Origin of the sequence: Hyphomicrobium album, assembly GCF_009708035.1 — a bacterium.
Taxonomy (GTDB): Bacteria; Pseudomonadota; Alphaproteobacteria; order Rhizobiales; family Hyphomicrobiaceae; genus Hyphomicrobium_A; species Hyphomicrobium_A album.
The window spans coordinates 312,776-336,773 of the sequence record NZ_WMBQ01000002.1; the positions used below are offsets into that span (position 1 = coordinate 312,776).

Here is a 23,998-nt window from a genome sequence, read left to right on the forward strand (position 1 = left end):
TGCCAGCCGGGGGGCTGGATTTGGGGACAGGACGTTTCCGCGATGGCCGATGATCCTTATGCCACCCTGGGCGTAGCAAAGAACGCCTCGGACGAGGACATTCGCCGCGCCTTCCGCAAGCTCGCCAAGGAGCTGCACCCCGACATTTCCAAGGGCAACGAGGAACGCTTCAAGAAGGTCTCCTCGGCCTACGAGATCTTGGGCGACGCGGAAAAGCGCCGCGCCTACGATCGCGGCGAGATCGACGGCCGCGGCGATCCGCGCCATGCCGGCTTCCGCCAATACCGCGGGGCCCGCGCCGGTGCAGCGGCCGGCGGCGGCTTCGATGAGTTCGGGTTCGGCGACATCTTCTCCGACATTTTCAGCGGCGCTGGGCAGCGCGCCGGCGCGCGCTCCGTCTCCAAGGGCCATGACGTCCGCTATACGCTCGAGGTTGATTTCCTCGAGTCGGCGGCCGGCGCCACCAAGCGCGTGACGCTGCCGGGCGGCGGCACGCTCGACCTCAACGTGCCGGCCGGCGTCACCGACGGCCAGGTGCTGCGCCTCAAGGGCAAAGGGCAGCGCGGGGCCAGCGGCGCTGAGGCGGGCGATGCGCTGGTCGAGATTCGTGTGCGCCCGCATCCGCTGTTCAAGCGCGAGGACGACGACATCCTCGTCGAGGTGCCGATCACCATCGACGAGGCGGTGCTCGGCGCCAAGGTCGAGGTGCCGACCATCTCAGGACGCGTGCAGCTCACCGTGCCGAAGGGTACGAGCTCGGGCCGCGTGTTCCGCCTGAAGGGGAAGGGTGTAAAGAGCGCCGGGCGCACGGAGGCGGGCGATCAGCTCGTGACCGTCAAGATCGTGTTGCCCGAGACGATCGACGACACGCTCGCCTACTTCTTCTCCGAGTGGCGGCAGAAGAACGGCTACGATCCCGGCCGCAAGTAGAGCGCGTTCAGCTCACGCGTCGGGTTTGCCGGAGATAAGCACGCGATATGCCGTGATGATCAGCAGGAACGCGGCGATGCCCAGGGTAATCCAGTCGAGCGCTGTCGCGGCTCCGCCGAGCACCCTCGCCAAGTAGACGAAGACGAATATGCCGAACACCAGCAGGTAGGCGAGCTGCGCCAATGGCACGCGCGGCGGAGGGGCCTTGGTCATCGGTTCACGCTACCTACTGCGCGGCTTCGCGGCCGGGCTTCTCGGTGGCGATCGCGACCACCTCGCTCCCGGCGAGCGTCAGCGCGATCTCGCCGCGCTTCAAGCGCAGCGCGTCCTCGCCGAACAGGCGCCGCCGCCAGCCCTTCAGCGCCGGAATGTCCGGCTCCCCTTCGACCGCGATGCGCTCCAGATCCTCGGAGCTGGCGATCAGCTTCGGCGCCACGCGGTTGCGCGCGGCCGACGCCTTCAAGAGCACGCGGAGCAATTCCATCAGCGCCGTCGACTCGGCGGAGAGCTGCGCTCCGCGCGACACCGCCGGCACGGTCTTCATGTCGCGCCCGAGGCCACGGTTCACTGCCTCGATGATGTCGCGCGCCCGTGCCGAGCGCGAGAACCCTTCGCTCAGCGTGCGCAGGTGGCTCAACTGCTCGGCCGACGTCGGCGCCTGGTTGGCGATGTCGTACAGGGCCTCGTCGCGCAGGATGCGCGAGCGCGGCACGTCCTGCGATTGCGCCAGCCGCTCGCGCCAGGCGGCCAGCTCCATCAGCACGGCCAGCGCCTTGCGATTCTTCACCCTGAGCTTCAGCCGCTGCCACGCTTCTTCCGGGTGGGACTCGTAGGTCTTCGGGTCCGTCAGAATGCCCATCTCTTCGTTGAGCCAGTCGGCGCGGCCGGCCTTGTCGATGTCGCCCTTGAGGTGGCGGTAGACGTCGCGCAGGTGGGTCACGTCGCCGAGCGCGTACTCGAGCTGCTTGTCGGACAGGGGCCGGCGGCTCCAGTCGGTGAAGCGCGAGGACTTGTCGAGGTCGGCACCCGTCACGTTCTTGACGAGGTTGACGTAGGAGACGCTCTCGCCGAAGCCGCACACCATCGCCGCCACCTGCGTGTCGAACACCGGCTTGGGCACCAGCCCGGCGCGCGCGTAGACGATCTCGATGTCCTGGCGGGCGGCGTGGAAAACCTTCACCACCGCCTCGTCGGCCATCAGCTGCCAGAACGGCGCGAGGTCGAGGCCCGTCGCCAGAGGGTCGATGATCATCGCCTCGTCCGGCGAGGCGATTTGGACCAGGCAGAGCTGGGGCCAGAAGGTCGATTCGCGCAGGAACTCGGTGTCGACGGCGACGAAGTCGCTGGTCGAGAGACGCCGGACGGCTTGGGTGAGGTCTTCGGAGGTGCTGACGATACGCATGTCGGCGCGGTATAGCGCATCGCACCCGGTTTGTCGCGGGGGCGTGAAGCCACCCGGCTTAGCCGCCGCCGGACCCCTTTTTCCGGCGCCCCAGGGCCTTAGACGGGCACCACCGGGGCCTTCGTCTTGCGCAGCGCCTTTACGGTCTTGGCGTCGATGTTGAGGCTCGCTTCGACCAGCTCCGGCGGCGTCAAGGCCAGCCACTGGTTGAGCGACACGTCCGCATAGTGGGCGCTCTTGAACATCTCCAGGAAGCGCAGCGGGCAGGAGCCGGTGTTCTCCACGTAGTGCCCCATGGCGAAGGGGACGTAGCCGACGTCGCCGGCGCGGAAATCGAAGGTGCGCGCGTTCCCCGTCGAGCCGAACACGCCCATGCGCGCCTCGCCCTCGATGTAGTACTGCCACTCGTCGGTGTTTGGATGCCAGTGCATCTCGCGCATGCCGCCGGGCTCCACCTCAACCAGCGCCGCGGCGATCGCCGTGGCGACGGGGAAGTTGGATGAATCGGTGATGCGTACCGCGCCGCTCTTCGTCTTGATCGGCTTCTGCGCCATCATCTTGTGCGTGTAGGCGAGGGGCGTCGGGATCGCGCCCTTGACGCGGTCGCGCTTCAAGGGCGGCGGCACCTTGCCGGCGAAGATGTAGAGCTGGTCAGGGTCGGGCACGCGCGCGAAGGACTTCGCCGGCACGCCGAAGTTCTTGGCCATCACTTCCGGTGGCGTGTGCTTCACCCAGTCGGAGAGGAGGAACGTGTTGTCCTCGCTGAACGTGCCGTCGTCGAACACGAGCAGGAACTCGCAGCCGTCGGGGCCGAGCCCCTGGATCGAATGCGGCAGGCCCGGCGGGAAGTACCACAGGTCGCCGACGCCGAGGTCGTTGATGAACATGCGGCCCTGCGCATCGGTGATGGTGATGCGCGCGCGACCGTAGAGCATGTACGCCCACTCGGCTTCCTTGTGCCAATGCATCTCGCGGATGGCGCCGGCGTTGAGCCGCATGTCGACGCCCGCCATGTTGGTCGAGATCGGCAGCTCACGCACCGTGATCTCGCGCGTCCAACCGCCGCGCTCTAGGCGCATGTGCGCGTCGGCGAACGAGAAGCGCAGGTTGGGCAGGATACCGGCGTCGGTCTTCGGCGGAATGAAGAGGTCGGGGTTCTGCCGATCGAGCGTGACGTTGCGCGGGCCCGGGTCCGTGCCGCCGCGGCGCGGCCGCGTCGGCTGGCGCGGCGGCTGCAACTTATCGTTGGCGACGGGCACTTTGAAAACGGGCGCCGACTTGCGGGTCGGCTCGCGGACTGCCTTCGCCAGGATCGTCGGTCGCGTCTTTGACGCGCGCTTGCTGGGTTTGCGGGCAGCGGTCATGTCGGTGCGGCTCCCTGCGCGGGAGGCGCCCCGCGATGTTCGCACCAGAGAGCCACAAACGTGGGTAACGGACGGTAAAGACGATGGATTATGCGTATGGTTGGGTCAGTCGGCGCGGCTGACGTCGCCGCGCTTGAGGCGCAGCACCCCGTACACGTCATGGCTTGTAAGAGCGCTGGTGGCCTCTACGGCGGCACCGGATGCCTGGTGGACCCGCCGCCTGACGGCCTCGACGGCCTGCGACTTATCGGGCTCGGCGACGTTGAACTTTAGCGCCGGACTGGGCCCGCGCGGCGTCACCTGCACCACCCAGCCGAAGGCCTTTGCGGTCGTCATGAAGGTCTGCTCCTAGCGGGTAATGGCCCGCGGCACTTCGGCTCAGCATCTGCTTGAAACTCTAAAGGCGCCCGATTTGCCGCGAGTGCAACCCCTTCAAATCAATTCGCCTTATGGGTTGCAGCAGGAAAGATCATTTTACTCGTGGGGTTCGAGGCGGCTCCTTCTGGCTTGCACGTAGCCACTCCGGAGCCATCCCCGATGACCGACAAGAAAACCCTCACCACCACGGCCGGCGCCCCGATCGCCGACAACCAGAATTCGATGACCGCCGGTCCACTCGGGCCACTGCTCATCCAGGACTACCAGCTTGTCGAGAAGCTCGCCCACCAGAACCGCGAGCGCATCCCCGAGCGCACCGTGCACGCCAAGGGCTGGGGCGCCTTCGGCACGTTCACGGTCACCAAGGACATCACCTCGTACACCTCGGCCGACATCTTCGCCGCCGTCGGCAAGAAGACCGAGATGCTCGCCCGCTTCTCCACCGTCGCCGGCGAGATGGGCGCCGCGGACCACGAGCGCGACGTGCGCGGCTTCGCACTGAAGTTCTACACGGGCGAGGGCAACTGGGATCTCGTCGGCAACAACACGCCGGTGTTCTTCGTGCGCGACCCCTACAAGTTCCCCGACTTCATCCACACGCAGAAGCGCCACCCGAAGACCAACATGCGCTCGCCCACGGCGATGTGGGATTTCTGGTCGCTGTCGCCGGAGAGCCTGCACCAGGTGACGATCCTGATGTCGGACCGCGGCATCCCGCAGTCGCCGCGCTTCATGCACGGCTTCGGCTCGCATACCTATTCCTTCGTCAACGCGGCGGGCGAGCGCCACTGGGTAAAATTCCACTTCCGGACGCAGCAGGGCATCAAGATCCACACCAACCGCGAGGCCGAGGAGATCGTCGGCAAGAACCGCGAGTCCTACCAGGCGGACTTGTTCGGTGCGATCGAGCAGGGCGACTTCCCCAAGTGGACGATGTACGTGCAGGCGATGCCCGAGGCCGACGTGGGCAAGCACTGGTACAACCCGTTCGACCTGACGAAGGTGTGGCCGCACGCCGACTATCCGTTGATCGAGGTCGGCGTGATGGAGCTCAACCGCAATCCGGAAAACTACTTCAACGAGATCGAGCAGGCGGCGTTCGCGCCGAAGAACGTCGTCCCCGGCATCGGCTTCTCGCCCGACAAAATGCTGCAGGCGCGCATCTTCTCCTATGCGGATGCGCATCGCTATCGGCTCGGCACGCACTACGAGCACCTGCCGGTGAACGCGCCGAAGTGCCCGGTGCACCACTACAACAAGGACGGCGCGATGCGCTTCTTCGGCCAGCAGACCGGCAGCCTCGACGCCTACTACGAGCCGAACTCGTTCGGCGGCGCCACCGAGGACAAGCGTTTCAAGGAGCCGCCGTTGGCGATCTCCGGCGCGGCCGACCGCTACAACCATCGCGACGGCAACGACGACTACAAGCAGCCGGGCGACCTGTTCCGGCTGATGACGCCCGAGCAGCAAGGGCGGCTGATGGACAACATCGTCGAGGCGATGGCCGGCGTGCCGGTGGAGATCGTCATCCGCCAGATCGGCCATTTCGCCAAGGCCGATCCGGCGTACGGCGCGGGTATCGCCAAGCGCGCCGGCCTCGGCGCCGCCGACCTCGCGCGCTCCGAAGCCGCGGAATAGCGGGCGGCACAGCAATTGTCATCGCTTGCACCGGCACCCGGCAACAAGGTGCCGGAATGACGGGCACAGCGACAGACCTAATTAGAAAGCGAGTACACATGACGATACAGACGCCGAAACCCATCACCGCCGCCGAGACGGTCGGCGAGTTCTTCACCGAGGCGCGGCTCGATGCGCTCAACGCCGCACTTGCCGCCCACGGCGTCGATGCGAGCCGCATCATCACTATCTTCGAGGTCCCGGGGCAGTCTGTCGCCAACGCGCGGCTGCCGCGCTACCACGTGCTGTATCGCAAGCCGTAACCTGATTGAAACGTAAAGGGCCGCGCGGCGTGTGTTGCGCGGCCCTTCTTCGCTCTCGGTGGTTAGCGTCCGGCGAGGCGCCGCAGCAACCCGCCGCCGGCCTTGGCTGCGCCTAGCATCTTGGAGCCGAGGCCGCCGCCACCACCGCCGGACAGCTTGTACTTGACCTTCTCCTTGAAGCCCGCTGCCGCCTTGCTCAGCAGGCCGTCGCCGGACCGGTCCTTTAGCTTGGATTTCAGCGCTTCCTTGGCGCCGGACATCGCCTTGTTGATGCCGCCGGCGCGGTCTTTCAGCTTGTCCTTGAGCTGCGTGAAGCTGCGGGTCTCGAGACTCTCCTTCACTTTGTCCTTGAGGTCGTTCGTCAGCGGCGCCGAAGCCAAGTTGCCGTCATACGTTCCAGGGTTGCCGTCACACGTTCGCCCGTGCACTGAAAAACTCGCGCGCGCGTCTCGTTTTGTGTCACGAGTTGGCGTGAACTTAGCGCTGCACGGCACTGAATTTTAAGCAGATTAGTCGCAATTTGTATGGGTCTTTCAAGCGCGTCTTAGCGCTCCGCGCCCCTTCAGCTCCGAGGACCCCGTCATGCGTATGGCTCCCCTGCTCCCCTTATTACTCTCATCAATAGCGATGCCGGCCGCCGCCGGCGATTACAGCTTCTGCTATGCCCAGCCGGACAGCGTGAACTGCCTCATTCAGCAGATCGAGTTCGAGCGCAGCCAGAACGCGCTCGCCACCGCCTCCGTCGCCCGCGTCGAAGCGAGCCGGGCGCGCGAGCTCGCGCTCAGCCTGACGCACTGCAAGTCGCGCTGGTCGCGCACGCCGCGCTGCATGGCCGAAAAGGCGCAGCGCTTCGCCGCCCAGCAGAACCAGCTCGCCGACGCGTCGATCCAGCGGGTCAACAGGGTCCGCACCGCCGAAGCCGCGCGCAATGCCGAGATGGCCGGCTACATCGCCCGCATCAAGGCGATGCGCCAGAGCCAGCTCGAGATCGAGCAGAACAAGCTCATCGAGGCTTCCCTTGCCGCGGTCGAGGCCCAGAAGCAGATCCGCTTCGCCTCCCGGCAGAACGCCCTCGCGACCGCCTCGGTGATCCGCGTCGAGATCGAGCGCAATCGCCAGCTGGCCTTGAGCCTGTCGCCCTGCAAGTCGGCCGACGATCAGCGCCCGCGTTGCCTCGCCCAGCGTGATCGCGAGTTCGCCGCCGCTCAGAACGCCATCGCCATCGCATCCGCCGCGCGCGTGAAGGCCGAGCGCGAGCGCGCCTTTGCCGCGGCGCGCAATGGCGAGATCAACGCCTCGATCGCCGCGGTTGACCGCAATCGCGCGCAGACGATCGCTTACAACACGTCGCATTGCGCGACGAATGAAGCGAGCCCGCGCTGCGAAGCCGAGCGCAATCGCGAGCTGCAACTCGCCCTGACCCACTGCAAGACGGCGTCGGACACGAGCCCGCGCTGCGCCGAGCAGCTCAATCGCGAGTTCCACATCGCTCGCAACGCCGAGATCGACCATTCGATCGCCGCCGTCGCCGGTGCCCGCGCCCGCCTGCAGGCAAACAACTCCATCACGACCGCCTCGGTGGACACGCCCGCTGCATTGAGCGCTGCCGAGTATGCGGCGCTGACCTCGCACTGTGTCCGCGCCCCGCAGAGCCCGCGTTGCGAAGCCGAGCGGATCCGCGAGTTCGCCGCCGCCCGCAACGCCGAGATCAACGCTTCGATCGCCGCCGTCGAGCGCAACCGGGGATACTCCCCGGCAAACAACTCGATCGACACGGGGGCCACCTGCAAGCCGTACAACTGCAACGTGGAGCAGGCTGACCGGGCGCCCGCGCTGAGCGCCATCCAGTACGCCGCTCTGACCTCGCACTGCATCCGCGTTCCGGCGAGCCCGCGCTGCGCAGCCGAGCGGATCCGCGAGTTTGCGGCGGCCCGCAACGCCGAGATCGATCGCTCGATCGCCGCCGTTGCCGCTGCCCGCGCCCTGAACCGCCAGCAGGCCAACACCGCAACGGGCAGCAACAACACGGACAGCAATTCGAGCTTCTCCGCTTATGGCGACGTGATCGCGCCGCTCGAGACGGGTGCCCTCGGCGTTCTGCCGCGCCCGACGCTCCCCGAGGCACGTCCGCTGCCGGAGTTCGAGCTGCGCCAAGACATCTCCGCCGAGTCCTGCCGCGCCACCGGCACGCCGTTCGGCCCGCTGCATTTCTCCAACAGCCTCGACATCGACGCCGCGATGCGCCCCGAGCTCGATCGCCTCGCCCACCTGGCAGCGACCTGCCCCGGCATGCGCATCGAGGTTCACGGCTACTCCGACGGCCGCAGCTCGGCGTTCATCAACCGCAGCATGGCGCAGGCTCGCGCCCAGGCGGTTGCCGACTACCTGATTACTGCCGGTGTGTCCCCGAACCGCCTCGCCACCATTGGCCGCGGCGCTCTTGCCCCGGTGCTCCCGTACAGCAAGAACATCGATCCGGCTCACGGCCGCCGAGTCGAGTTCCTGATCAAGGACCCGGCGATGGATGCCGCCGCCCGCAAGGTGATGTGGGACTTGGCCGAGCTCCTCGATCCGACCTACGTTCCCGCCGTCGCCGGCCTCAGCCCCTGAGCGCCCCCGACCGCTAAGCCACTCGGCCCCGAAGGTTGCCACCGCCGATCGCCGCCGAGCCTCACGAAGGGCCCCCAAAATCGGGGGCCCTTTCGTTTTTTCGGGCCCTGCCCGCACTTTAGCTGCCAAGTGCGACGTGCTCGTTGTTGAAAATGCCCAGATCGCATGGACAACTGCCCCCCTCGGGGGCCACACCATCGCGGGTGGCCATACAGGATGGGCAATTCAGGGCTGGCGCGCGAAATGCACGCTGACGAGATCGTGCTGCAGGGGCCCGGTGCGTCGCAGACGGCAGAGCACCTGGCTGCGCTGCGTCAGCGGCGCGACCGGGTATTCTGGGGTGGGCTGTGCGCGGCCTTCTTCGTGCACGCTGCGTTCATCGTCGGCATCGGCAGCGCCCACCAGCGCACGCTCGGCACGCCCGAGGGAGCGGCGGACGCCATTGCGGTTGAGATCGTCGACGGCGCGACGCTGAAAGACAGCATGGAGCCGCCATCGCCTGCGGCCGCGCCGCCGGGCGCGGAGCAGACCGCCGCCCTCCAGGCAGAGAAGCCGGGACCTCCGCCTCCCCCGCCGCAGCCGGAAGTGCAGCCGCAGCCCGAGCCGCAGCCGCAACAGCCGCAGCCCGAAGCCGCGCAGCCGCCTCCGCCCGAGGCCCCGCCCGCCGAGAAGGAGGCACCGAAGCTCAGCGCCGAGGCCATCCCGGCGCTCGAGGACGCGGCGCCGGCGGAGATTCCCGAGACACCGAAGGAAGCGGAGAAGCCGCCGGAGGTGAAGCCGGCGGAGACCAAGCAACCGGAAGCCAAGCAGCCGGCAAAGAAGCAGGAGCAGGCGAAGCAGCCGTCGAAGAAGCGTACGCAGACCTCGGCGCTCGATCTCTCGGTGCCCTACGACGATGGCGGTGGCGCCCCGGAAGCCGGCGGCCAGTCGGCCGTACAGCGTCCGCCCGGCATCACCCGATCGGGGGAGAACGATGAGTTCGCGCGCAACGTCATTCGCGCCTTGCAGCGGACCATGCCGCGCGAGCGGGCGCGCGGACGCGTGACGGTCCGCATCGTGCTCAACGAGAACGGCAGCCGCGCCGACGTGAAACTTCTCAACAGCGGCGGCGATTCCGACCTCGACTTCAACGTGGTGTTCGCGGCACGGCAGACCGCCTTTCCGTTCCCGCCGAAGAACGCGACGCTCGTCGACCGCACGTTCACGGTCACCTACATCTATCGCTGACGGGCCGCGCGGGCGCGGTCCGGCTGCGCGCAACGAAACCAGGGGCAACGCATGGACTTCAATCTCACCACTGCGCTCGTCACCGTGGGGCAGCTGTTCATCGGCGCGCTCTACGTCTACGGCGGGTTGAATCACTTCGGCCCCGCGGCGGAGAAGATCGTCCCCGTGCTTACCGCCCGAGGCGTGCCCATGCCGCGTCAGTCGCTCTATGCCGCGAGCGTCTTCCAGGTCGCGTGCGGCGCCTGCCTAATGCTCGGCATCGCCGTCGTGCCCGCGGCGATCGGGCTCGTTGTCTTCACGCTCGCCGCCAGCCTGGTCATGGTGAATTTCTGGGATCTGCCGCCGGGGGAAACGCGTGACCTGCTGCAGGGCGTCTTCGCCTCCAACGTTGCCATCATTGGCGGTCTGCTCGTCGTCATCGCCCAAGTGCTGTGAGGTCCTAGCGTGCGCGCAACCGGCCGATGCTCGCATAAGGGCCGTAACGAAGCCCGCAATTACTGGGGAACGACCTCTTAGGCTCACGCGTTTCAATGCCGTGTCCAACCCCCGGAGGAAATGCGATGAATTGGGACCGCGTCGAAGGCAACTGGAAGCAGTTCACCGGTAAGGTCAAGGAGCAGTGGGGCAAGCTCACTGACGACGACCTGACCCAGATCAACGGCAACCGCGAGCAGCTCGAGGGCAAGATTCAGGCCCGCTACGGCTACGCCAAGGACCAAGTGAAGTCGGACGTCGACGACTGGCTGAACCGCTCCTAAGCCTCAGGCATCTGCCTAAAGATAACGCGGCTTCGGCCGCGTTATTCTTTTTGGGCACAGGGGAGAGCTAATTTATTGACTTCCCTGTCAGACCCCTTGTGAGCCCCCTCGACTCGCCCGCACTATGGCCGTGGGGATTGGGCTGGGGGTTGGCGATGAAGACCTTTCGCGCAACGACGCTTACCGAAACAACTGTTTCGACGGATAAGCGGCGCTTCCAAATGACCTTCGTGGACGCCGACGGGCAAGAGCACGCCGTCAGCATTCCGTCGGCGATTGCCGCCGATCTCGTACCGGTGCTGGAAGCGGTAGCTGCTTCGCAGCCGCGCGCCACCGGCGGCGAGATGACGAGAGTGCCGAAGACGTGCGCCGTGGGGCACGCCACGGGCGACCGCATGGTCCTGCTCCGCTTCGACGACGAGGCGCCCTACGCCATCGAGCTCGAGGTCGCCCAGGCGCTCGCCGAGCAGCTGCAGGAGCAGAGTGCCGAGCTAATCGACGAGCCGCGGCCCGCACTGCACTGAGGGCCCGCATTCCCGCCGACGCGCGCACTCGCAAGTGGCGTCCGTGTCACTCCGCCGTATAGTGGACTTTGCTGGATTCAGCCTTGGCCCCGCGCGGTAGCATCATGCCGAAAAGCCCGACCGTCGAGATCACCTACTGCCGGCTGTGTGGCTGGGGCCTCCGAGCCGGCTGGATGGCGCAGGAGTTGATGCACTCGTTCGCCGAGGAGCTCGGCACCGTGATGCTCACTCCGGACGTCGCCGGCGGCGTTTTCGAGGTCCGCATCGACGGCGACCTCGTCTGGTCGCGCAAGGAGATGGGGCACATCCCGGACATCAAGGAGCTGAAGCGGCTGGTCCGCGACCGGGTTGCCCCCGACCGCTCCCTGGGACACGTCGATCGCAGCTAGCGCGCACGCCTTCTAGCGCGCTACGGGCGCCGGCCTGCGGAGGATGGCGACGGCGGCGAGCGCGAGCCCCAGGATGACGACGCCGAGACCGATGATCGCCAGGTCGTCGCCCGGCCAGACGAGCCCCAAGCCCTCTCCGATCCAGAAGACGCCGAACGCCAAGAGCATCACGCCCACCGCGAACTTCAGCGTGTTCTCAGGTACGCGCGCCAACGGCCGGTGCACGACATAGCCCGCGCCCACGACCAGCAGCGTCGCCGCAATGGCGCCGGCGCTCACCGGCACGAGCAGCTCTGGCCGCGTGCTCAGCGCCAGCACGATGAACACGACCTCGACGCCCTCCAGCAACACCGCCTTGAAGCTCGCCACCGCCGCGAGCCATTGCAGGCGCGTTTGCCGCCGCCGGTCCTCGTCGCGCAGCTGCGCGGTCTCGGCGGCGAACGCCTCGTCCTCGTCGTGCAACGGCTTGCGCCCCGCCGCGCGCAGTACCGCCTTGCGCAGCCAGTTGCCGCCGAAGAGGACGAGCAGGATGCCGATGGTGAGTTGCAGGAGATGTTCGGGGAGGAGCTTGAGCAGCGGCCCGAGTGTCGCCACCAGTGCGACGAGCACCACGAGCGCCGCCACCGCGCCGCCGATCGCCGGGCGCCAGCCGCGCACGATGCCGATGGCGAGGATGATCGTCAGCGCCTCGACCGCCTCGACCAGCGTGGCGAGGAAGGCAGCCGCAACCGCCGGCAGCACGTTCACAAGACCGTCCATTGTTTCTGCGATCCCGGCTCTTGAGCCCTTCCGAGCTAGTGTCGCGCTCGCCGAGAATGTCCCAGTCATAGTAAGGCGAGCCTGCGGTCATACCTATCCCAGCAGCAGATCCGCCTGCCGTGCCGCGCTATCCAAGATGGCGCGAGAGACCTCGGCCAGTCTGGCAGACCTGTTCATCAGGAAATCCGAGATCCGGGATGCCGGAACGACCTCCAACTCATCGTATTCGCGATCCGTCAGCGCGGCGAACAGCTCACGCACTTGGGCGGCCGAATGATTGACGCGAACGATGAGGCCCACGTCAGTCACATGATTTAGTTGGTCTTCGACCATCACGAACGCTTGCGGGGGCTTAGAAACCGCTGCTGCCTGGATGCCGGTTTCCTCTTCCAGCTCAGTAAGAAGATGTGCCCCAAGATCGGGCTGTCCAGTCCCATCCACTCGGGAGCCGTCGACACCGCCGGACGGCACCAACTCCCAAAGACCAGCGTCCATTTCGACGTGGCCTGCGCGACGACCAAGCACAATACCATCGGTGCAACAGAGGAGGCCCGTCACTCCCAACGGCCTGATCTTCAGTACCTGATAGAGGCTCGGGTCCCTCCGCTGAGCGAGGAACCAGCGATACTCGGCAAACCAACCCGTAATCCGTTCCGGACCTGAATGTTCAATGCTGAAGAGCCGCCCATTGAACAGACTGTCACCTCGGCGCTCCTTTTCCGATTTCCAGATTGCCTCGACCCGCGCCAGCACTTCGCTAGGGACCGCTGGACCTGCTGACCCTAACTGCACCTTCAAACTAGCGTTGACGGCATGAACGGTCAGCACGTTCTGAGTATCTCCAGCAGGTCCGGGAGGCCGCTTACAAAGCCGACCTCCGCAGGCCATCCACTGCGGTCAGTCGGGTCGGCCACTACCCAAGTGGAAAGGCCAGCAGCAACCGCCGACATCGCCCCTAGTCGTGAGTCTTCCACTGCGAGCGAAACGGCAGCTGCGCAGTTCACTCGCGAGAGCCCTAACACATAGGGGTCCGGTGCCGGCTTGCCGTTGGCAACCTCATCGCCGCCTACGACAGCGTCGACTCGGTCGGATAGGCCGCTCCGCACCAGCCAATCCCAAGCCGCCGATCGCGCTGACGACGTTACCACTGCGATTTTCCATCCGCGCGTCCGCGCTTCCTGGAGCAATTCAGTCGCGCCCCCAACCGGAGGCGCTGTTTGATGCGCGTGGCGGATCATATCGGAGTAACGGCGTAGTAGAGCGGCTGGTTCGTCACGAAGGCCGTGGGCCTTCTTGAGCACCCGAATAATTTCAGCCAACGGGGGCCCGTTGAGCCTCCCGAACTCGTCGTCAGTTCCTGTGGCGCCCAGTCCGGACAGGAATGCGAAATACACGGCTCTGAGGGCTGGCACGCTGTCCGCCAACGTGCCATCCAAGTCCAGTAGTAACCCCTTGCCGTTCAAGCGCGTCCCTATTCTGCCACCTAATAGCTAGGTCAACCTTCGACAGACGAACAAGCGGTTCTGCCCATAGCTGCCGAAGGTGCCAGTCGCTTCAGCGGCGAGCTCCCTCGACAGGGTCGTCGCCGCCTGCACCAACGGATGATCATAATCAACAGCGCCTCCATTTATGGCCGGCACCAGCACGTAGAGCATAAGGTCGTGCAAGCTGCTGAAATCTTCCACGTCGACAAGTTCAAGGCCTGCTGCTGTGACATGCAGCAGAATTTCATCTTCATCAAAGAATAGATTGAAGTCAGCTGGCTTGCGCGCTGCGAGCCCGAGGGCCTCGCGGCACCGATTTTGTTTGGCATATGAAGTCAAACTGTTTTCGATCATCAAGAGGTAACCGCCAGGTTTCACTTTTGATGCGAGAATCGAGATGGCCTGTTTCTGCAATTCTATCGCGTCCAAATTTATAAGGCACCGATCAGTAAACACCACATCATAAGAGGGCTGCAATTCTGGAAGATTGCCCGCGCCAATTGCATCGCCGACAAAGAAGCGTACGCGATCTTCGACGTCAGCAGACCGGGCGTTTTCAATGGCGGCAGTTACCATTTCCGGGACAAAATCAACCCCGTCGAAGCTCAGGTTGGGGAAAAACTTAGCCAGCTCGACGCAATTAATCCCATTGCCACAGCCCATCTCCAAAATTTTACCGCCACCGCTATCGCCGACGACCGAGCGCAAGCGGCGAGATAACGCGTCGATTTCAAGCGCCTTCGCTGTCCAGGTCTTCGTAGTGGCCCGTAGGGCGGAGCCGTATGTGGTGGCCCAGTTTGTCCAATGCCGGCGTATATCACGGCTGTCCATCTATAGTCGGTTCCTTCGGATGGGCGGCGCGATTGCGCAGTCGCGATACGAGGCGTTGCTCGGCAATCGATACCAGTAGATCCGGGACTTCGATTGTAGCGTGCGCAAACAGGTATCTTCCTTAGGCTGTTTGCGCAACCGTAGGGCATGGCGATTGCGCCTGGCAGCGCATCGACGCGGGCGCCGTGCGGAGGTCCGTGCGAAGCATGGCTGCGCCATGACGCTTTGCCATGACAAGGTCGCCGGAATTTGCAACTGGATGGCGGTCGTTTAGCACCCGCGCTCCCTCGCACTTTGACATCTCTCGAGAGCAGAGCGCAGCGAGGCTCGGACGCCGTCCCGGCGCGGCGGAGAACGCATTTTTGCGACTTCCACAGGGCTCCGCGACGAGGACGCCGACGGCGCCGACGGCAATCCTTGACAACCCCCGGTGCGCATGCGCTTTTCCCGCGAACTTCCAGGACAATTCGCGGTACGGAACGGACGCACGATGGCTGAGCCGAAGGCTAAGGATAAGTCGACCAAGAAGGCGGAAACGGGGGCGGGCGAACTGCACCGCTATCGCTCGCATACCTGCGGCGCGCTGAGGTCGACCGACATCGGCAACAACGTGCGCCTGTCCGGCTGGGTGCACCGGGTACGCGACCACGGCGGCCTGCTGTTCATCGACCTGCGCGACCACTACGGCATCACCCAGGTCGTGGCCGATCCCGACAGCCCCGCCTTCAAGACCGCCGAGAGCGTGCGCTCCGAATGGGTGATCCGCATCGACGGCGCCGTGCGCCAGCGCCCCGAGGGCACGGTCAACGCCGACCTGCCGACCGGCGAGATCGAGCTGTTCGCCTCCGAGATCGAGGTGCTGTCGCAGGCGAAGGAGCTGCCGGTTCCGGTGTTCGGCGAGCCCGACTACCCCGAAGACCTGCGCCTGCAGTACCGCTTCCTCGATCTGCGCCGCGAGAGCCTGCACGCGCTCATCATGAAGCGCCTGCAGATCACCCGCGCCATCCGTCAGTATATGCACGAGGCTGGGTTCAACGAGTTCCCGACGCCGATCCTCACCGCGTCGTCGCCGGAAGGTGCGCGCGACTTTCTCGTGCCCTCGCGCATCCACGCCGGCAAGTTCTACGCCCTGCCACAGGCGCCGCAGATCTACAAGCAGCTCCTCATGGTGTCGGGCTTCGACCGCTACTTCCAGATCGCGCCGTGCTTCCGCGACGAGGATCCGCGCGCCGACCGCCTGCCGGGCGAGTTCTACCAGCTCGACGTGGAGATGAGCTTCGTCACCCAGGACGAGATCTTCTCCACCATGGAGCCGATCATCACGCGCGTGTTCGAGGAGTTCGGCAAGCCGATCGGCAAGGCGCTCAAAACGACGCCGTGGCCCCGCATCCCGTACGACGAGGCGATCGCCAAGTACGGCTCCGACAAGCCCGATCTGCGCAACCCCATCGAGATGGCCGACGTGACGGAGCAGTTCCGCGGCTCCGGCTTCAAGATCTTCGCCGGCATGATCGACAAGGACCCGAAGGTCCGCGTGTGGGCGATTCCCGCGCCGGGCGGCGGCAGCCGCGCTTTCTGCGACCGCATGAACGCGTGGGCGCAGGGCGAGGGGCAGCCGGGCCTCGCCTACATCTTCTATCGCGAAAACGAGGCCGCCGGGCCGGTCGGCAAGAACCTCGGGCCAGAGCGGTCGGAGGCGATCCGCACCCAGCTCGGCCTCAAGGAAGGTGACGCCGTCTTCTTCACCGCCGGCAACCCGGCGCGCTTCTACAAGTTCGCCGGAGAGGCGCGCACGCGCATCGGCGACGAGCTGAAACTCACGGACGAGAGCAAATTCGCCTTCGCCTGGATCGTCGACTTCCCGTTCTACGAGTGGAACGAGGAGGAGAAGAAAGTCGACTTCTCGCACAACCCGTTCTCGATGCCGCAGGGTGGTCTCGAGGCGCTACAGGCGGCGAAGTCGGACGAGGACTTCCTCAAGCTCAAGGCGCACCAGTACGACATCGTCTGCAACGGCTACGAGCTGGCGTCGGGCTCGGTGCGCAATCATCGCCCTGACACCATGGTCAAGGCGTTCGAGGTGACGGGTCTTACGCAGGCCGACGTCGAGGCGCGCTTCGGCGGCCTCTACCGTGCCTTCCAGTACGGTGCCCCGCCACACGGCGGCATGGCGGCCGGCATCGAGCGCATGGTCATGCTGCTGACCGACTCCAAGAATGTGCGTGAAGTCGCGATCTTCCCGATGAATCAGCAGGCCGCCGATCTGTTGATGAACGCGCCGTCTGAAGCGCCGCCCAAGCACCTGCGCGAATTGCACATCCGCGTCGTCGCCCCGGAAAAGAAAGACTAGCCGGCCGCAGATCGTTTCCCCGCGGCAAAGGAGACCAAGATGGCCCATTCGGTCGAGGTGAACATCACCGGTCACCCGCTGAGCCGCGAGGAGAACGGCATCGTCTTCGTCGTCAACGACGGCGAGGGCAAGTTCGGCGAGCTCACCATCAGTAAGGGCGGCGTGCGTTGGCGTCCGCGCGGCAAGCATCAGCCGCATTTCATGACCTGGGCGGCGTTCGACCGCTCGATGCGCGATGCGCGCAAGGACTAGGGCTATCCACCAAGAGCGATGCCGAAACCTGCGGATTGGTGAGTTTGGATGTGGGTCTTCGTCATCAACCTCGATAGGGATCGCGAGCGCCTCGCGCGCATGCTGAGCGAGGGCCAGCGCGTCGGCATTTCCTTCGAGCGTTTCGTCGCCGTCGACGGCAAGCATCTCGACGGCGAGCTGCGCGATCAGTTCTATCAAGGCGCCGCCCCGCACGAGGCCGCCTTCACCGCCGGCGAGATCGGCTGCTACGCCAGCCATCTGCGCATTCACCGGCTGCTCGAGGACAGGACCGGCGAGTTCGCGCTGATCCTCGAGGACGACGTGCGCCTCGCCGATGACCTGGTGCCGACGATCAAGGCGGCGGTTGGGTGCGCCCGCGACTGGGACATCATTCGATTGTCCAACGCGACGAAAAGCGTGGTGCAGCCGGTGGCGCCGCTCGGCAACGGCCGCGATCTCGTGCGCTATTGGACGGTGCCGAACGGCACGGGCGCCTACCTCATCAGCCGCACCGGTGCCATCAAGTTCGCCGACGCCTATGCAAGGCGCACGCTGCCTATCGACGAGGACCTGCGCCGGCCCTGGCGCAGCGGTCTCGTCACCTACGGGGTGGTGCCGCCGCCGGTCGATCCCGACGTGCTCGACACATCGCAGATTGACGCGATGGGCCGCGACCGCAAGCTGTCGGCGCGGGCGCGGTTCAAGGATGCGGCTCCCCGGCGCGACGCGCTGGCCCAATGGCGGTATCGGCTCGCGACGTTCGGCGCGCTAGGTTCACTGCGCGCCGTGGCGCATTCCGCGGCGGCCTCGGTCGTGAAGCGCATGCGCGGGCGCAAGGCGGCCGAGAAGTTCTATAGGCTGTGAGGCAGTCGGCGGATGGATTGGAGCAAGGTCTATAGCTATTGCGAGCGCGGCGGCGACCCAAGCTTCTGGGCGGAGCCGCTCAATGCCATCTCGAACGGCGCCTTCGTCGTCGCCGGGCTGATCGCTGCCTGGCAGCTCGCCCGCGCGCCGCGGCGCGATCCGGCGCTGTGGGAATGGCTGATGATCGTGCTGGTGGTTTGCATCGGCATCGGCAGCTTCATGTTCCACACCTACGCCACGGTGTGGGCCATCCCCTTCGACACGATTCCGATCTCGCTGTTCATGCTCGCCTACCTCGGCTACGCGCTGCGCCGCTTCGCCGGCGCGCCGTGGATCGTCGTGATCGCGGCGCTGGTCGGCTTCTTCTACAGCGTCAAGTACATGCAAGGCATGCAATGCTCGAACGAGTTGCTGCCGATGACGCGCGGGGCGGGCAAGCGCTGCTTCAACGGCACGCTCGGCTATACGCCGGCCTTCGCCGCTTTGCTGCTGGTTGGCACGCTGCTGCTCCTGCAGGGCCATCGCGCCGCCAAATACTTGTTCGCCGCCGCTATTCTATTCCTCGCGGCGATGACCTTCCGCACCGTCGACTACGAGGTATGCCGCTGGGCGGTGCGCGGTGGGCGCGGCGTCGGCAGCCACTTCCTCTGGCACACCTTCAACGGGCTCTTGCTCTACGTTCTGCTGTTAGGTGCCATCCGGCATGGAGCGCCAAAGCGCACCGAGTGATTGCGCACGGTTCGCCGGGGCCTCATAACGGCGCGGCGCGGACGTGGTGGAACTGGTAGACACACAGGACTTAAAATCCTGAGGCGGCAACGCCGTGTGGGTTCGATTCCCACCGTCCGCACCATCCGAATGTATTTCTCAACGAGGTAATCCATGGCCGCTAGGAAGCGCGAGCTCATCGAGCCGCACAAGGGCGACAAGCGCTACGTGCGTCGCAACAAGCAGGGCGAGTTCAATGAGGTGGTCGACGTCGGCCGCTCGCTCTCAGCCGATCGGCGCAGCAAGTCGAAGACCGTCGTCAAGGCGGGACAGGGCGACAAGGGCGATCGCGCCGCGCCGAAGAAGGCCGCGGCCAAGAAGGCCAAGGTGAAGGTCAAGGCCACGCCGAAGGTGAAAGTGAAGCCGAAGGCCAAGGTGAAGACCAAGGCGAAGCGCCGATAGGCGCGCGCGACAAGACTGCCGACTGAGACCGGCACAAACGAAGAGAGCCCCGGACCGATAAGGTCCGGGGCCGTGATTGCCGCGGGAGGGCGCCTCGGGCAATCGAAGATGAAGCCGCGGGGGGATCGGCTTCGTGCAGCAACAACGCGGGCTCTGGGGCACCGTTCCCGCCGCCATAAAAAATCTTCGCCCGACGCGCGGATAGGGGTGGCGAGAACGAATTGCTGCCCGGCGAATCAGCTAACGCTCGGCAATGCTCGATTGGCTGCAAAGTCTCAAGCCCGCCGCGCTCGCAGGCCTCCCGGCGGATCTACCGCCGGTGCTCATATATGCGGGCGCGGCCGGCGCCGTTTTCGTCGTCGCGCTGCTGCTCATCGTCGTGAGCCGGTCGCGGGCCCGCGCCGCGCAGATGGAATTCGCCGAGCTGAAGGGCCGGCTGTCGGCGATGGCCGAGCTCGCCGCCCAGCAAAGCTCCGACCAGGCGCGCGCGCTGAACGACCGCATCGACACCCTGGCGCGGCACCTGTCGCAGACGCTCGATACGACCGCGGCGCGTCTCGGCGACAACCTGAGCGAGGCGGGGCGGCGCACCTCGGAAAGCCTGTCGACGCTGAACGAGCGCCTGGCGCTGATCGACGAGGCCAACCGCAGCTTGTCGGATCTGTCGAACGAGGTCGGCTCGCTGCACGGCGTGCTCGCCAACAAGCAGGCGCGCGGCGCCTTTGGGCAGGTGCGCATGGAGACGATCGTACGCGACGCGCTGCCGGCGGGCGCCTACGAATTTCAGGCGACGCTGTCGAACGGCAAGCGGCCCGACTGCGTGATCCGCCTTCCGGGTGCGCATGCGGCATTGGTGATCGACTCCAAATTCCCGCTGGAAGGCTTCGAGGCGCTGCGCGTGGCGCAATCGGCCGACGAGACGAAGCTCGCCTGCGCCGCCGTGCGCGAGGCGGTCGGGCGGCACGTGGCCGCGATCGCCGACAAGTACCTGATCCCCGGCGAGACGCAGGAGACGGCGCTGATGTTCGTGCCGTCGGAATCGATCTGCGCCGATCTGTTCGAGAAGTTCCCCGACCTGGTGCAAGCGGCGCACCGCGCCCGCGTCATGATCGTGGCGCCCAACACGCTGATGCTGGCGGTGCAGACGGTGCTGGCGCTGTTGAAGGACGCCAGGATGCGCGACCACGCCGACGTCATCCGCCGCGAGGTCGAGCACCTGCTGACCGACGTGGCGCAGCTCGTCGAGCGGGTCGGTGACTTGGAGCGCCACTTCGCGCTGTCGGGCAAGTCGCTGGAGAAGGTGTCGGTGTCGACCGCCAAGATCCTCGGCCGCCGCCAGCGCCTGAACGCCTTCGACGTCGACGCGATGGGCGAGGTCGAGGGCAACGTCACGGCGTTGCCGAGCGCCGCGGCCCCGAAAGAGGCAAAGCGCGGACGCACCGGGTAGCTAGCGCGATAGGATGCCCCGCACGGCGCAGATGATAAGCGCCGCGAGCGCCAAGCCGGCGATCACGTCGCTCGGATAGTGGACCCCCAAATAAACTCGCGACAGGCCGATGCCGCCGATGAGCGCCAGCGAGCAGCCTAGGATTGCGGCGCGCTGCCACCCGCGCGGCGCCGCTGCCGCCAGCATGCCGCCGAGCACGCCGTAAAGGCAGCCGGCGAACAGCGCGTGCCCGCTGGCAAAGCTGTAGCTGGCGGGCAGGTCGCCGAAGAAGGCTTCCGGGCGCGCCCGCGCGATCGACATCTTCACCGCGTTGTTCAAGATGCCGGCCACGGCCATGACCACCGCCAAATGCAGCGCCGCCGGGCGCTTGCCGAGGAGCCAGAGAGCCAATACGGCAATGACGGTCAACGAATAGACTACGGCCGTCGAGCCGAGGTGCGTCAGGCTCTCGAAGTACGACGTGAGGCCGGGCGACGCCCAAGCATTCACCGCCCCTCGCACACTTGCATCGAGTCCGTCGGTGACCCCGAACACGACGCCGAGCGTGGCGCTGGTGAACAGCAGCAGCGAGATCGCGAGGCAGGCATAGCTCCAGCCGGATCGCTCTTCGGTGTCGGGTGTCGCCATCGTTCGACCTGCCGCGCGGTTGCGAACGGTCTATGTGCCTTACCGCGCCGCCGATGGCTAGCTCTGCGCCGGCACCAGCACCCGCAGGGCCAGAGGCAGGATGCGGTAGTGCAGCGGCGAGCGCGTCGCGAACACCTCGCCGTCGTTGGCGAGCTTGATGCGGCGATTCTTGCGCGTCTGCACCCAGAGTTCCTCGACCTCGTTCACCTTGAGCTCGCCCGGGGCCGTGCGTCCGAACAGGGCGCGAAACGCCATCCACATGAGCGTAAGGCGGTCGGCGTCGGGTGCGCGGCACACCCATAGACGTCCGGTGTCGAGCCGCTGCCGCTCGCCGATCTGCAGGCCGTTCGTCTGGTAGGGGTTGTTGCCGACGAAGATGAAGGGCGTGCGGTCGCGTCCGTCGTATCGGCCGTCCGCACGCACCGTGGCGTGGAAGTGGGGCATGCGCCGCAGCACCGTGTAAATGGCGCGCGCGAAGGCCGCCCATTTGCTCATGCCGCGGCTCTGGTGGCGCGAACGCTGCTGCACGATGGCCGGATAGAGCCCGATGCTCGAGTTGTTGACGAAGATGCGCTCGTTGACCTCGCCGACGTCGACGAGCTTCGGCACGCCGTGGATGATGTTCTCCACCGCGGCATCGAGATCGAGCGGGATGCCCATGTCCTTGGCGAAGTGATTGAGCGTGCCGAGCGGCAGAACTCCCAGCGTCGCTTGGGTGCCGACGATGGCCGAGGCGACGGCACTGACGGTTCCGTCGCCGCCGGCCGCCACGACAATGCCCTTGCCGTTCCGCGCGAAACGCCGCGCGACGGGAAGCAACTGGCTGCCGTCCTCGATGACGATGGTCTCCACTCTGACGCCGTGGGCGCGGAACAGCTCGGCCACGCGCTCCGCCAGCTGGGCGGCGGCGTTGGAGCGCGCCCGCTGATTGACGATGCAGGCGATGACCGACTGAGTTGCTATCTGATCCACGCGAACGCCCGGCCCTCTGCCAACCCGGGTAACACCGGGGGCGGCCACTTGTTCCGCTCCCCGGCATAAAGCGACCGGCGCTACCCCGTGATCCAGTCCGAGCACTTCACCGGTGCCGCGGTCTCGCCCCACGGGCTGATCGGCACGGCGGAGGTCGAGTTCTCCGGGCTGCCTTCGATGATCTTGTCGGTATAGGTCATGTAGACCAGCACGTTGCGCTTGGCATCGCAGCCGCGCACGATCTGCATCTTCTTGAAGATGAGCGAGCGCCGCTGGCTGAAGGCCTCGTCGCCCTGCTCGAGCTTGCGCTTGAATTTGATGGGTCCGACCTGGCGGCAGGCGAGCGAGGCGTTCGACAGCTCTTCGGCGAGGCCGAGCCAGCCGGTCCAGCCGCCCTTCTCCGGCACCGTGAAGTAGCAGGTGACCCCTTCGACGTCAGGGTCGTCGATGGCATAGGTGCCGAGCTTGTGGTCGGGCGACAGCAGCTTCCAGACCGTCGTCTTCTTGAAGATGAGGTCGGGGTCCTCCGCAGCCGCGGGAGCGGCGAGCATTAGAAGCAAGCCGAAGCAGGCGGCGATCGTGCGCATGTCTCTCTCCATCCGGTGCGGGCCATCGGCCCGTATCGATGCGAGCACATGGCCCCTCTTGGCGGCGAGTACAAGCGGGCGGAACGTGCTAGGTGATCCACCAAACTGGAGGAGGGCGGCTTGGCGCGGCGACCGATCAACGAGGTGGCAAAGGTGGTGATTGCCGCCGTGGCGCTCGGGCCGCCGCTGGGCGGCATCGTCGTCATGGCGCTGCTGCAGTTCATCCCGGCAATGGAGGGCAACTTCGGCGCGTCGCTGCCGGAGTTCGGCAAGAACGTCTTGAGCGCAATCGCGCTGGCGATCCCGCTCTCCTATGTCGTCGGCGCGACTTCGGCCATCCTCGGCGGCTTGGCGCTTGCTGCGTACATCGCCTGGGGCGGACGACTGACCTGGTGGTCCTGCGTGGTGGCCTCGCTCATCTATCCGGCGCTACTGGCCCTCAACGGCTGGAATTCGGCGAGCGGCTCGCCTGGGACGCTGCCGCCGGTCCTGATCCACGCCGCAATGATCGCCGTCGGCTCGGTATCCGCTGCCTTGCTGACCTATCTCCTGCTGCGCAAGACCGCGTTCGTGCGCAGGCTTAACGCACGAGCCGCGTGACAAGAGGCCGGGCGTGACGGCGCGGGGGGATGTGCTACAAGGCGCCCCGATGCATAACCCGGACCCCGTTCAGGAAGCGCCCGGCTACCGCCCCTTCTGGGAGGTGAAGCCGCTCACCGCCATGTCGCACGCGGAGTGGGAATCCCTCTGCGATGGCTGCGGCCAGTGCTGCCTCATCAAGGTCGAGGACGAGGACACGGGCGGCATCTACCTGACGCGGCTCGGCTGCAAGCTGCTCGATACAACCTCGTGCCGCTGCCGCGATTACCCGCGACGCAAGAAGCGCGTCCCCGACTGCATCAGCATCGGACCGGACGACATCTCGCGGCTCTCCTGGCTCCCGCAGACCTGCGCCTATCGCAGCCTCGCCGAAGGGCGCGGCCTCGAGTGGTGGCATCCGCTCGTCTCCGGCGACCCTGAAACGGTTCATGCTGCTGGGATATCGGTGCGCGGCTGGGCGCGCAGTGAGAAAGGCGTCAAGCCGAGCGCCATCGCCCGCTACATCATCGGCGAGGCGGGCTGAAGCCCGCCCG

General features: G+C 66.1%; 29 protein-coding genes and 1 tRNA gene. 18 read left to right on the forward strand and 12 right to left on the reverse strand.

The genetic code is table 11. The features are described from left to right. The first annotated feature begins 42 nt into the window (after nt 1-42). Complete coding sequence (locus GIW81_RS13610; protein ID WP_154739923.1) at nt 43-930, forward strand: DnaJ C-terminal domain-containing protein; 888 nt, start codon at nt 43-45, stop codon at nt 928-930. A 12-nt stretch (nt 931-942) separates the two neighbouring features. Here GIW81_RS13610 and GIW81_RS13615 read toward each other — a convergent pair whose 3' ends face one another. The 4 genes from GIW81_RS13615 to GIW81_RS13630 all read right to left on the reverse strand — a co-directional run bounded on the left by GIW81_RS13615 (nt 943) and on the right by GIW81_RS13630 (nt 4,032). Beyond that, nucleotides 943-1,143, reverse strand: coding sequence for a hypothetical protein (locus GIW81_RS13615; protein ID WP_154739924.1), 201 nt, complete (start codon nt 1,141-1,143; stop codon nt 943-945). 13 nt (nt 1,144-1,156) lie between these two features. Continuing rightward, nucleotides 1,157-2,326 (reverse strand): ribonuclease D, encoded by a 1,170-nt coding sequence (rnd, locus tag GIW81_RS13620; RefSeq protein ID WP_324615106.1) that lies wholly within the window; start codon nt 2,324-2,326, stop codon nt 1,157-1,159. Nucleotides 2,327-2,430: 104 nt separating this feature from the next. After that, nucleotides 2,431-3,696 (reverse strand): oxalate decarboxylase family bicupin, encoded by a 1,266-nt coding sequence (locus GIW81_RS13625; protein ID WP_154739926.1) that lies wholly within the window; start codon nt 3,694-3,696, stop codon nt 2,431-2,433. 105 nt (nt 3,697-3,801) lie between these two features. Next, on the reverse strand, nt 3,802-4,032 hold the full coding sequence (locus GIW81_RS13630; protein WP_154739927.1) for a hypothetical protein: 231 nt from the start codon (nt 4,030-4,032) through the stop codon (nt 3,802-3,804). 201 nt (nt 4,033-4,233) lie between these two features. Between GIW81_RS13630 and GIW81_RS13635 the strand changes: the two genes are divergently transcribed. Both GIW81_RS13635 and GIW81_RS13640 read left to right on the forward strand, forming a co-directional pair. Then, nucleotides 4,234-5,712 (forward strand): catalase, encoded by a 1,479-nt coding sequence (locus GIW81_RS13635; protein ID WP_154739928.1) that lies wholly within the window; start codon nt 4,234-4,236, stop codon nt 5,710-5,712. A gap of 98 nt (nt 5,713-5,810) precedes the next feature. After that, entirely contained in the window at nt 5,811-6,014 is a 204-nt protein-coding gene (locus GIW81_RS13640) for a hypothetical protein (RefSeq protein WP_154739929.1), read from the forward strand. 62 nt (nt 6,015-6,076) lie between these two features. Here GIW81_RS13640 and GIW81_RS13645 read toward each other — a convergent pair whose 3' ends face one another. Then, nucleotides 6,077-6,442, reverse strand: coding sequence for a hypothetical protein (locus tag GIW81_RS13645; protein WP_154739930.1), 366 nt, complete (start codon nt 6,440-6,442; stop codon nt 6,077-6,079). Nucleotides 6,443-6,641: 199 nt separating this feature from the next. Between GIW81_RS13645 and GIW81_RS13650 the strand changes: the two genes are divergently transcribed. The 6 genes from GIW81_RS13650 (at nt 6,642) to GIW81_RS13675 (ending at nt 11,522) form a co-directional block, all read left to right on the forward strand. After that, on the forward strand, nt 6,642-8,624 hold the full coding sequence (locus tag GIW81_RS13650) for an OmpA family protein (protein WP_195930571.1): 1,983 nt from the start codon (nt 6,642-6,644) through the stop codon (nt 8,622-8,624). 243 nt (nt 8,625-8,867) lie between these two features. Continuing rightward, nucleotides 8,868-9,851: an energy transducer TonB family protein gene (locus GIW81_RS13655; RefSeq protein WP_154739932.1), complete on the forward strand. Its 984-nt coding sequence runs from the start codon at nt 8,868-8,870 to the stop codon at nt 9,849-9,851. A gap of 51 nt (nt 9,852-9,902) precedes the next feature. Then, nucleotides 9,903-10,286, forward strand: a complete 384-nt coding sequence (locus GIW81_RS13660) for a DoxX family protein (protein ID WP_154739933.1) — start codon at nt 9,903-9,905, stop codon at nt 10,284-10,286. 125 nt (nt 10,287-10,411) lie between these two features. Next, the gene (locus GIW81_RS13665) at nt 10,412-10,609 is read left to right on the forward strand and encodes a CsbD family protein (protein ID WP_154739934.1); all 198 of its coding nucleotides are present in this window, start codon (nt 10,412-10,414) and stop codon (nt 10,607-10,609) included. A 155-nt stretch (nt 10,610-10,764) separates the two neighbouring features. Continuing rightward, entirely contained in the window at nt 10,765-11,133 is a 369-nt protein-coding gene (locus GIW81_RS13670) for a hypothetical protein (protein WP_154739935.1), read from the forward strand. A gap of 104 nt (nt 11,134-11,237) precedes the next feature. Continuing rightward, nucleotides 11,238-11,522, forward strand: a complete 285-nt coding sequence (locus tag GIW81_RS13675) for a SelT/SelW/SelH family protein (RefSeq protein WP_154739936.1) — start codon at nt 11,238-11,240, stop codon at nt 11,520-11,522. A 12-nt stretch (nt 11,523-11,534) separates the two neighbouring features. On the opposite strand, the gene GIW81_RS13680 is transcribed toward GIW81_RS13675, so the two are convergent. The 4 genes from GIW81_RS13680 to GIW81_RS13695 form a co-directional block, all read right to left on the reverse strand. Continuing rightward, a complete protein-coding gene (locus GIW81_RS13680) occupies nt 11,535-12,281 on the reverse strand; it encodes a COG4280 domain-containing protein (RefSeq protein WP_154739937.1) in 747 nt (248 codons plus the stop codon). 93 nt (nt 12,282-12,374) lie between these two features. Then, on the reverse strand, nt 12,375-13,109 hold the full coding sequence (locus GIW81_RS13685; RefSeq protein WP_154739938.1) for an NUDIX hydrolase: 735 nt from the start codon (nt 13,107-13,109) through the stop codon (nt 12,375-12,377). Beyond that, nucleotides 13,103-13,744 (reverse strand): HAD family hydrolase, encoded by a 642-nt coding sequence (locus GIW81_RS13690; protein ID WP_154739939.1) that lies wholly within the window; start codon nt 13,742-13,744, stop codon nt 13,103-13,105. The genes GIW81_RS13685 and GIW81_RS13690 overlap by 7 nt, the downstream gene beginning before the upstream one ends. A gap of 27 nt (nt 13,745-13,771) precedes the next feature. Further along, nucleotides 13,772-14,596: a class I SAM-dependent methyltransferase gene (locus GIW81_RS13695; protein WP_154739940.1), complete on the reverse strand. Its 825-nt coding sequence runs from the start codon at nt 14,594-14,596 to the stop codon at nt 13,772-13,774. 550 nt (nt 14,597-15,146) lie between these two features. Here GIW81_RS13695 and aspS point away from each other — a divergent pair. From aspS to GIW81_RS13730, 7 genes are all read left to right on the forward strand, one after another. Beyond that, on the forward strand, nt 15,147-16,946 hold the full coding sequence (aspS, locus tag GIW81_RS13700) for an aspartate--tRNA ligase (protein ID WP_154740762.1): 1,800 nt from the start codon (nt 15,147-15,149) through the stop codon (nt 16,944-16,946). A gap of 39 nt (nt 16,947-16,985) precedes the next feature. Further along, nucleotides 16,986-17,198 (forward strand): hypothetical protein, encoded by a 213-nt coding sequence (locus GIW81_RS13705; RefSeq protein ID WP_154739941.1) that lies wholly within the window; start codon nt 16,986-16,988, stop codon nt 17,196-17,198. A 48-nt stretch (nt 17,199-17,246) separates the two neighbouring features. After that, nucleotides 17,247-18,062 (forward strand): glycosyltransferase family 25 protein, encoded by an 816-nt coding sequence (locus tag GIW81_RS13710; protein WP_154739942.1) that lies wholly within the window; start codon nt 17,247-17,249, stop codon nt 18,060-18,062. 12 nt (nt 18,063-18,074) lie between these two features. Further along, on the forward strand, nt 18,075-18,791 hold the full coding sequence (locus tag GIW81_RS13715) for a ceramidase domain-containing protein (RefSeq protein ID WP_154739943.1): 717 nt from the start codon (nt 18,075-18,077) through the stop codon (nt 18,789-18,791). A gap of 37 nt (nt 18,792-18,828) precedes the next feature. Continuing rightward, nucleotides 18,829-18,915: transfer RNA gene (locus GIW81_RS13720), tRNA-Leu, on the forward strand. Nucleotides 18,916-18,944: 29 nt separating this feature from the next. After that, nucleotides 18,945-19,232: a hypothetical protein gene (locus tag GIW81_RS13725; protein WP_154739944.1), complete on the forward strand. Its 288-nt coding sequence runs from the start codon at nt 18,945-18,947 to the stop codon at nt 19,230-19,232. Nucleotides 19,233-19,485: 253 nt separating this feature from the next. Further along, a complete protein-coding gene (locus GIW81_RS13730) occupies nt 19,486-20,679 on the forward strand; it encodes a DNA recombination protein RmuC (RefSeq protein WP_154739945.1) in 1,194 nt (397 codons plus the stop codon). Here GIW81_RS13730 and GIW81_RS13735 read toward each other — a convergent pair whose 3' ends face one another. From GIW81_RS13735 to GIW81_RS13745, 3 genes are all read right to left on the reverse strand, one after another. Continuing rightward, nucleotides 20,680-21,306, reverse strand: a complete 627-nt coding sequence (locus GIW81_RS13735; protein ID WP_154739946.1) for a phosphatase PAP2 family protein — start codon at nt 21,304-21,306, stop codon at nt 20,680-20,682. A gap of 57 nt (nt 21,307-21,363) precedes the next feature. Continuing rightward, nucleotides 21,364-22,278, reverse strand: a complete 915-nt coding sequence (locus tag GIW81_RS13740; RefSeq protein WP_195930572.1) for a diacylglycerol/lipid kinase family protein — start codon at nt 22,276-22,278, stop codon at nt 21,364-21,366. Between the two features lie 80 nt (nt 22,279-22,358). Then, nucleotides 22,359-22,865: a CreA family protein gene (locus GIW81_RS13745; protein WP_154739948.1), complete on the reverse strand. Its 507-nt coding sequence runs from the start codon at nt 22,863-22,865 to the stop codon at nt 22,359-22,361. A 120-nt stretch (nt 22,866-22,985) separates the two neighbouring features. Between GIW81_RS13745 and GIW81_RS13750 the strand changes: the two genes are divergently transcribed. Both GIW81_RS13750 and GIW81_RS13755 read left to right on the forward strand, forming a co-directional pair. Continuing rightward, nucleotides 22,986-23,465 (forward strand): hypothetical protein, encoded by a 480-nt coding sequence (locus tag GIW81_RS13750; RefSeq protein WP_154739949.1) that lies wholly within the window; start codon nt 22,986-22,988, stop codon nt 23,463-23,465. Nucleotides 23,466-23,514: 49 nt separating this feature from the next. Beyond that, nucleotides 23,515-23,988: a YcgN family cysteine cluster protein gene (locus GIW81_RS13755; protein WP_154739950.1), complete on the forward strand. Its 474-nt coding sequence runs from the start codon at nt 23,515-23,517 to the stop codon at nt 23,986-23,988. Nucleotides 23,989-23,998: the final 10 nt, after the last annotated feature.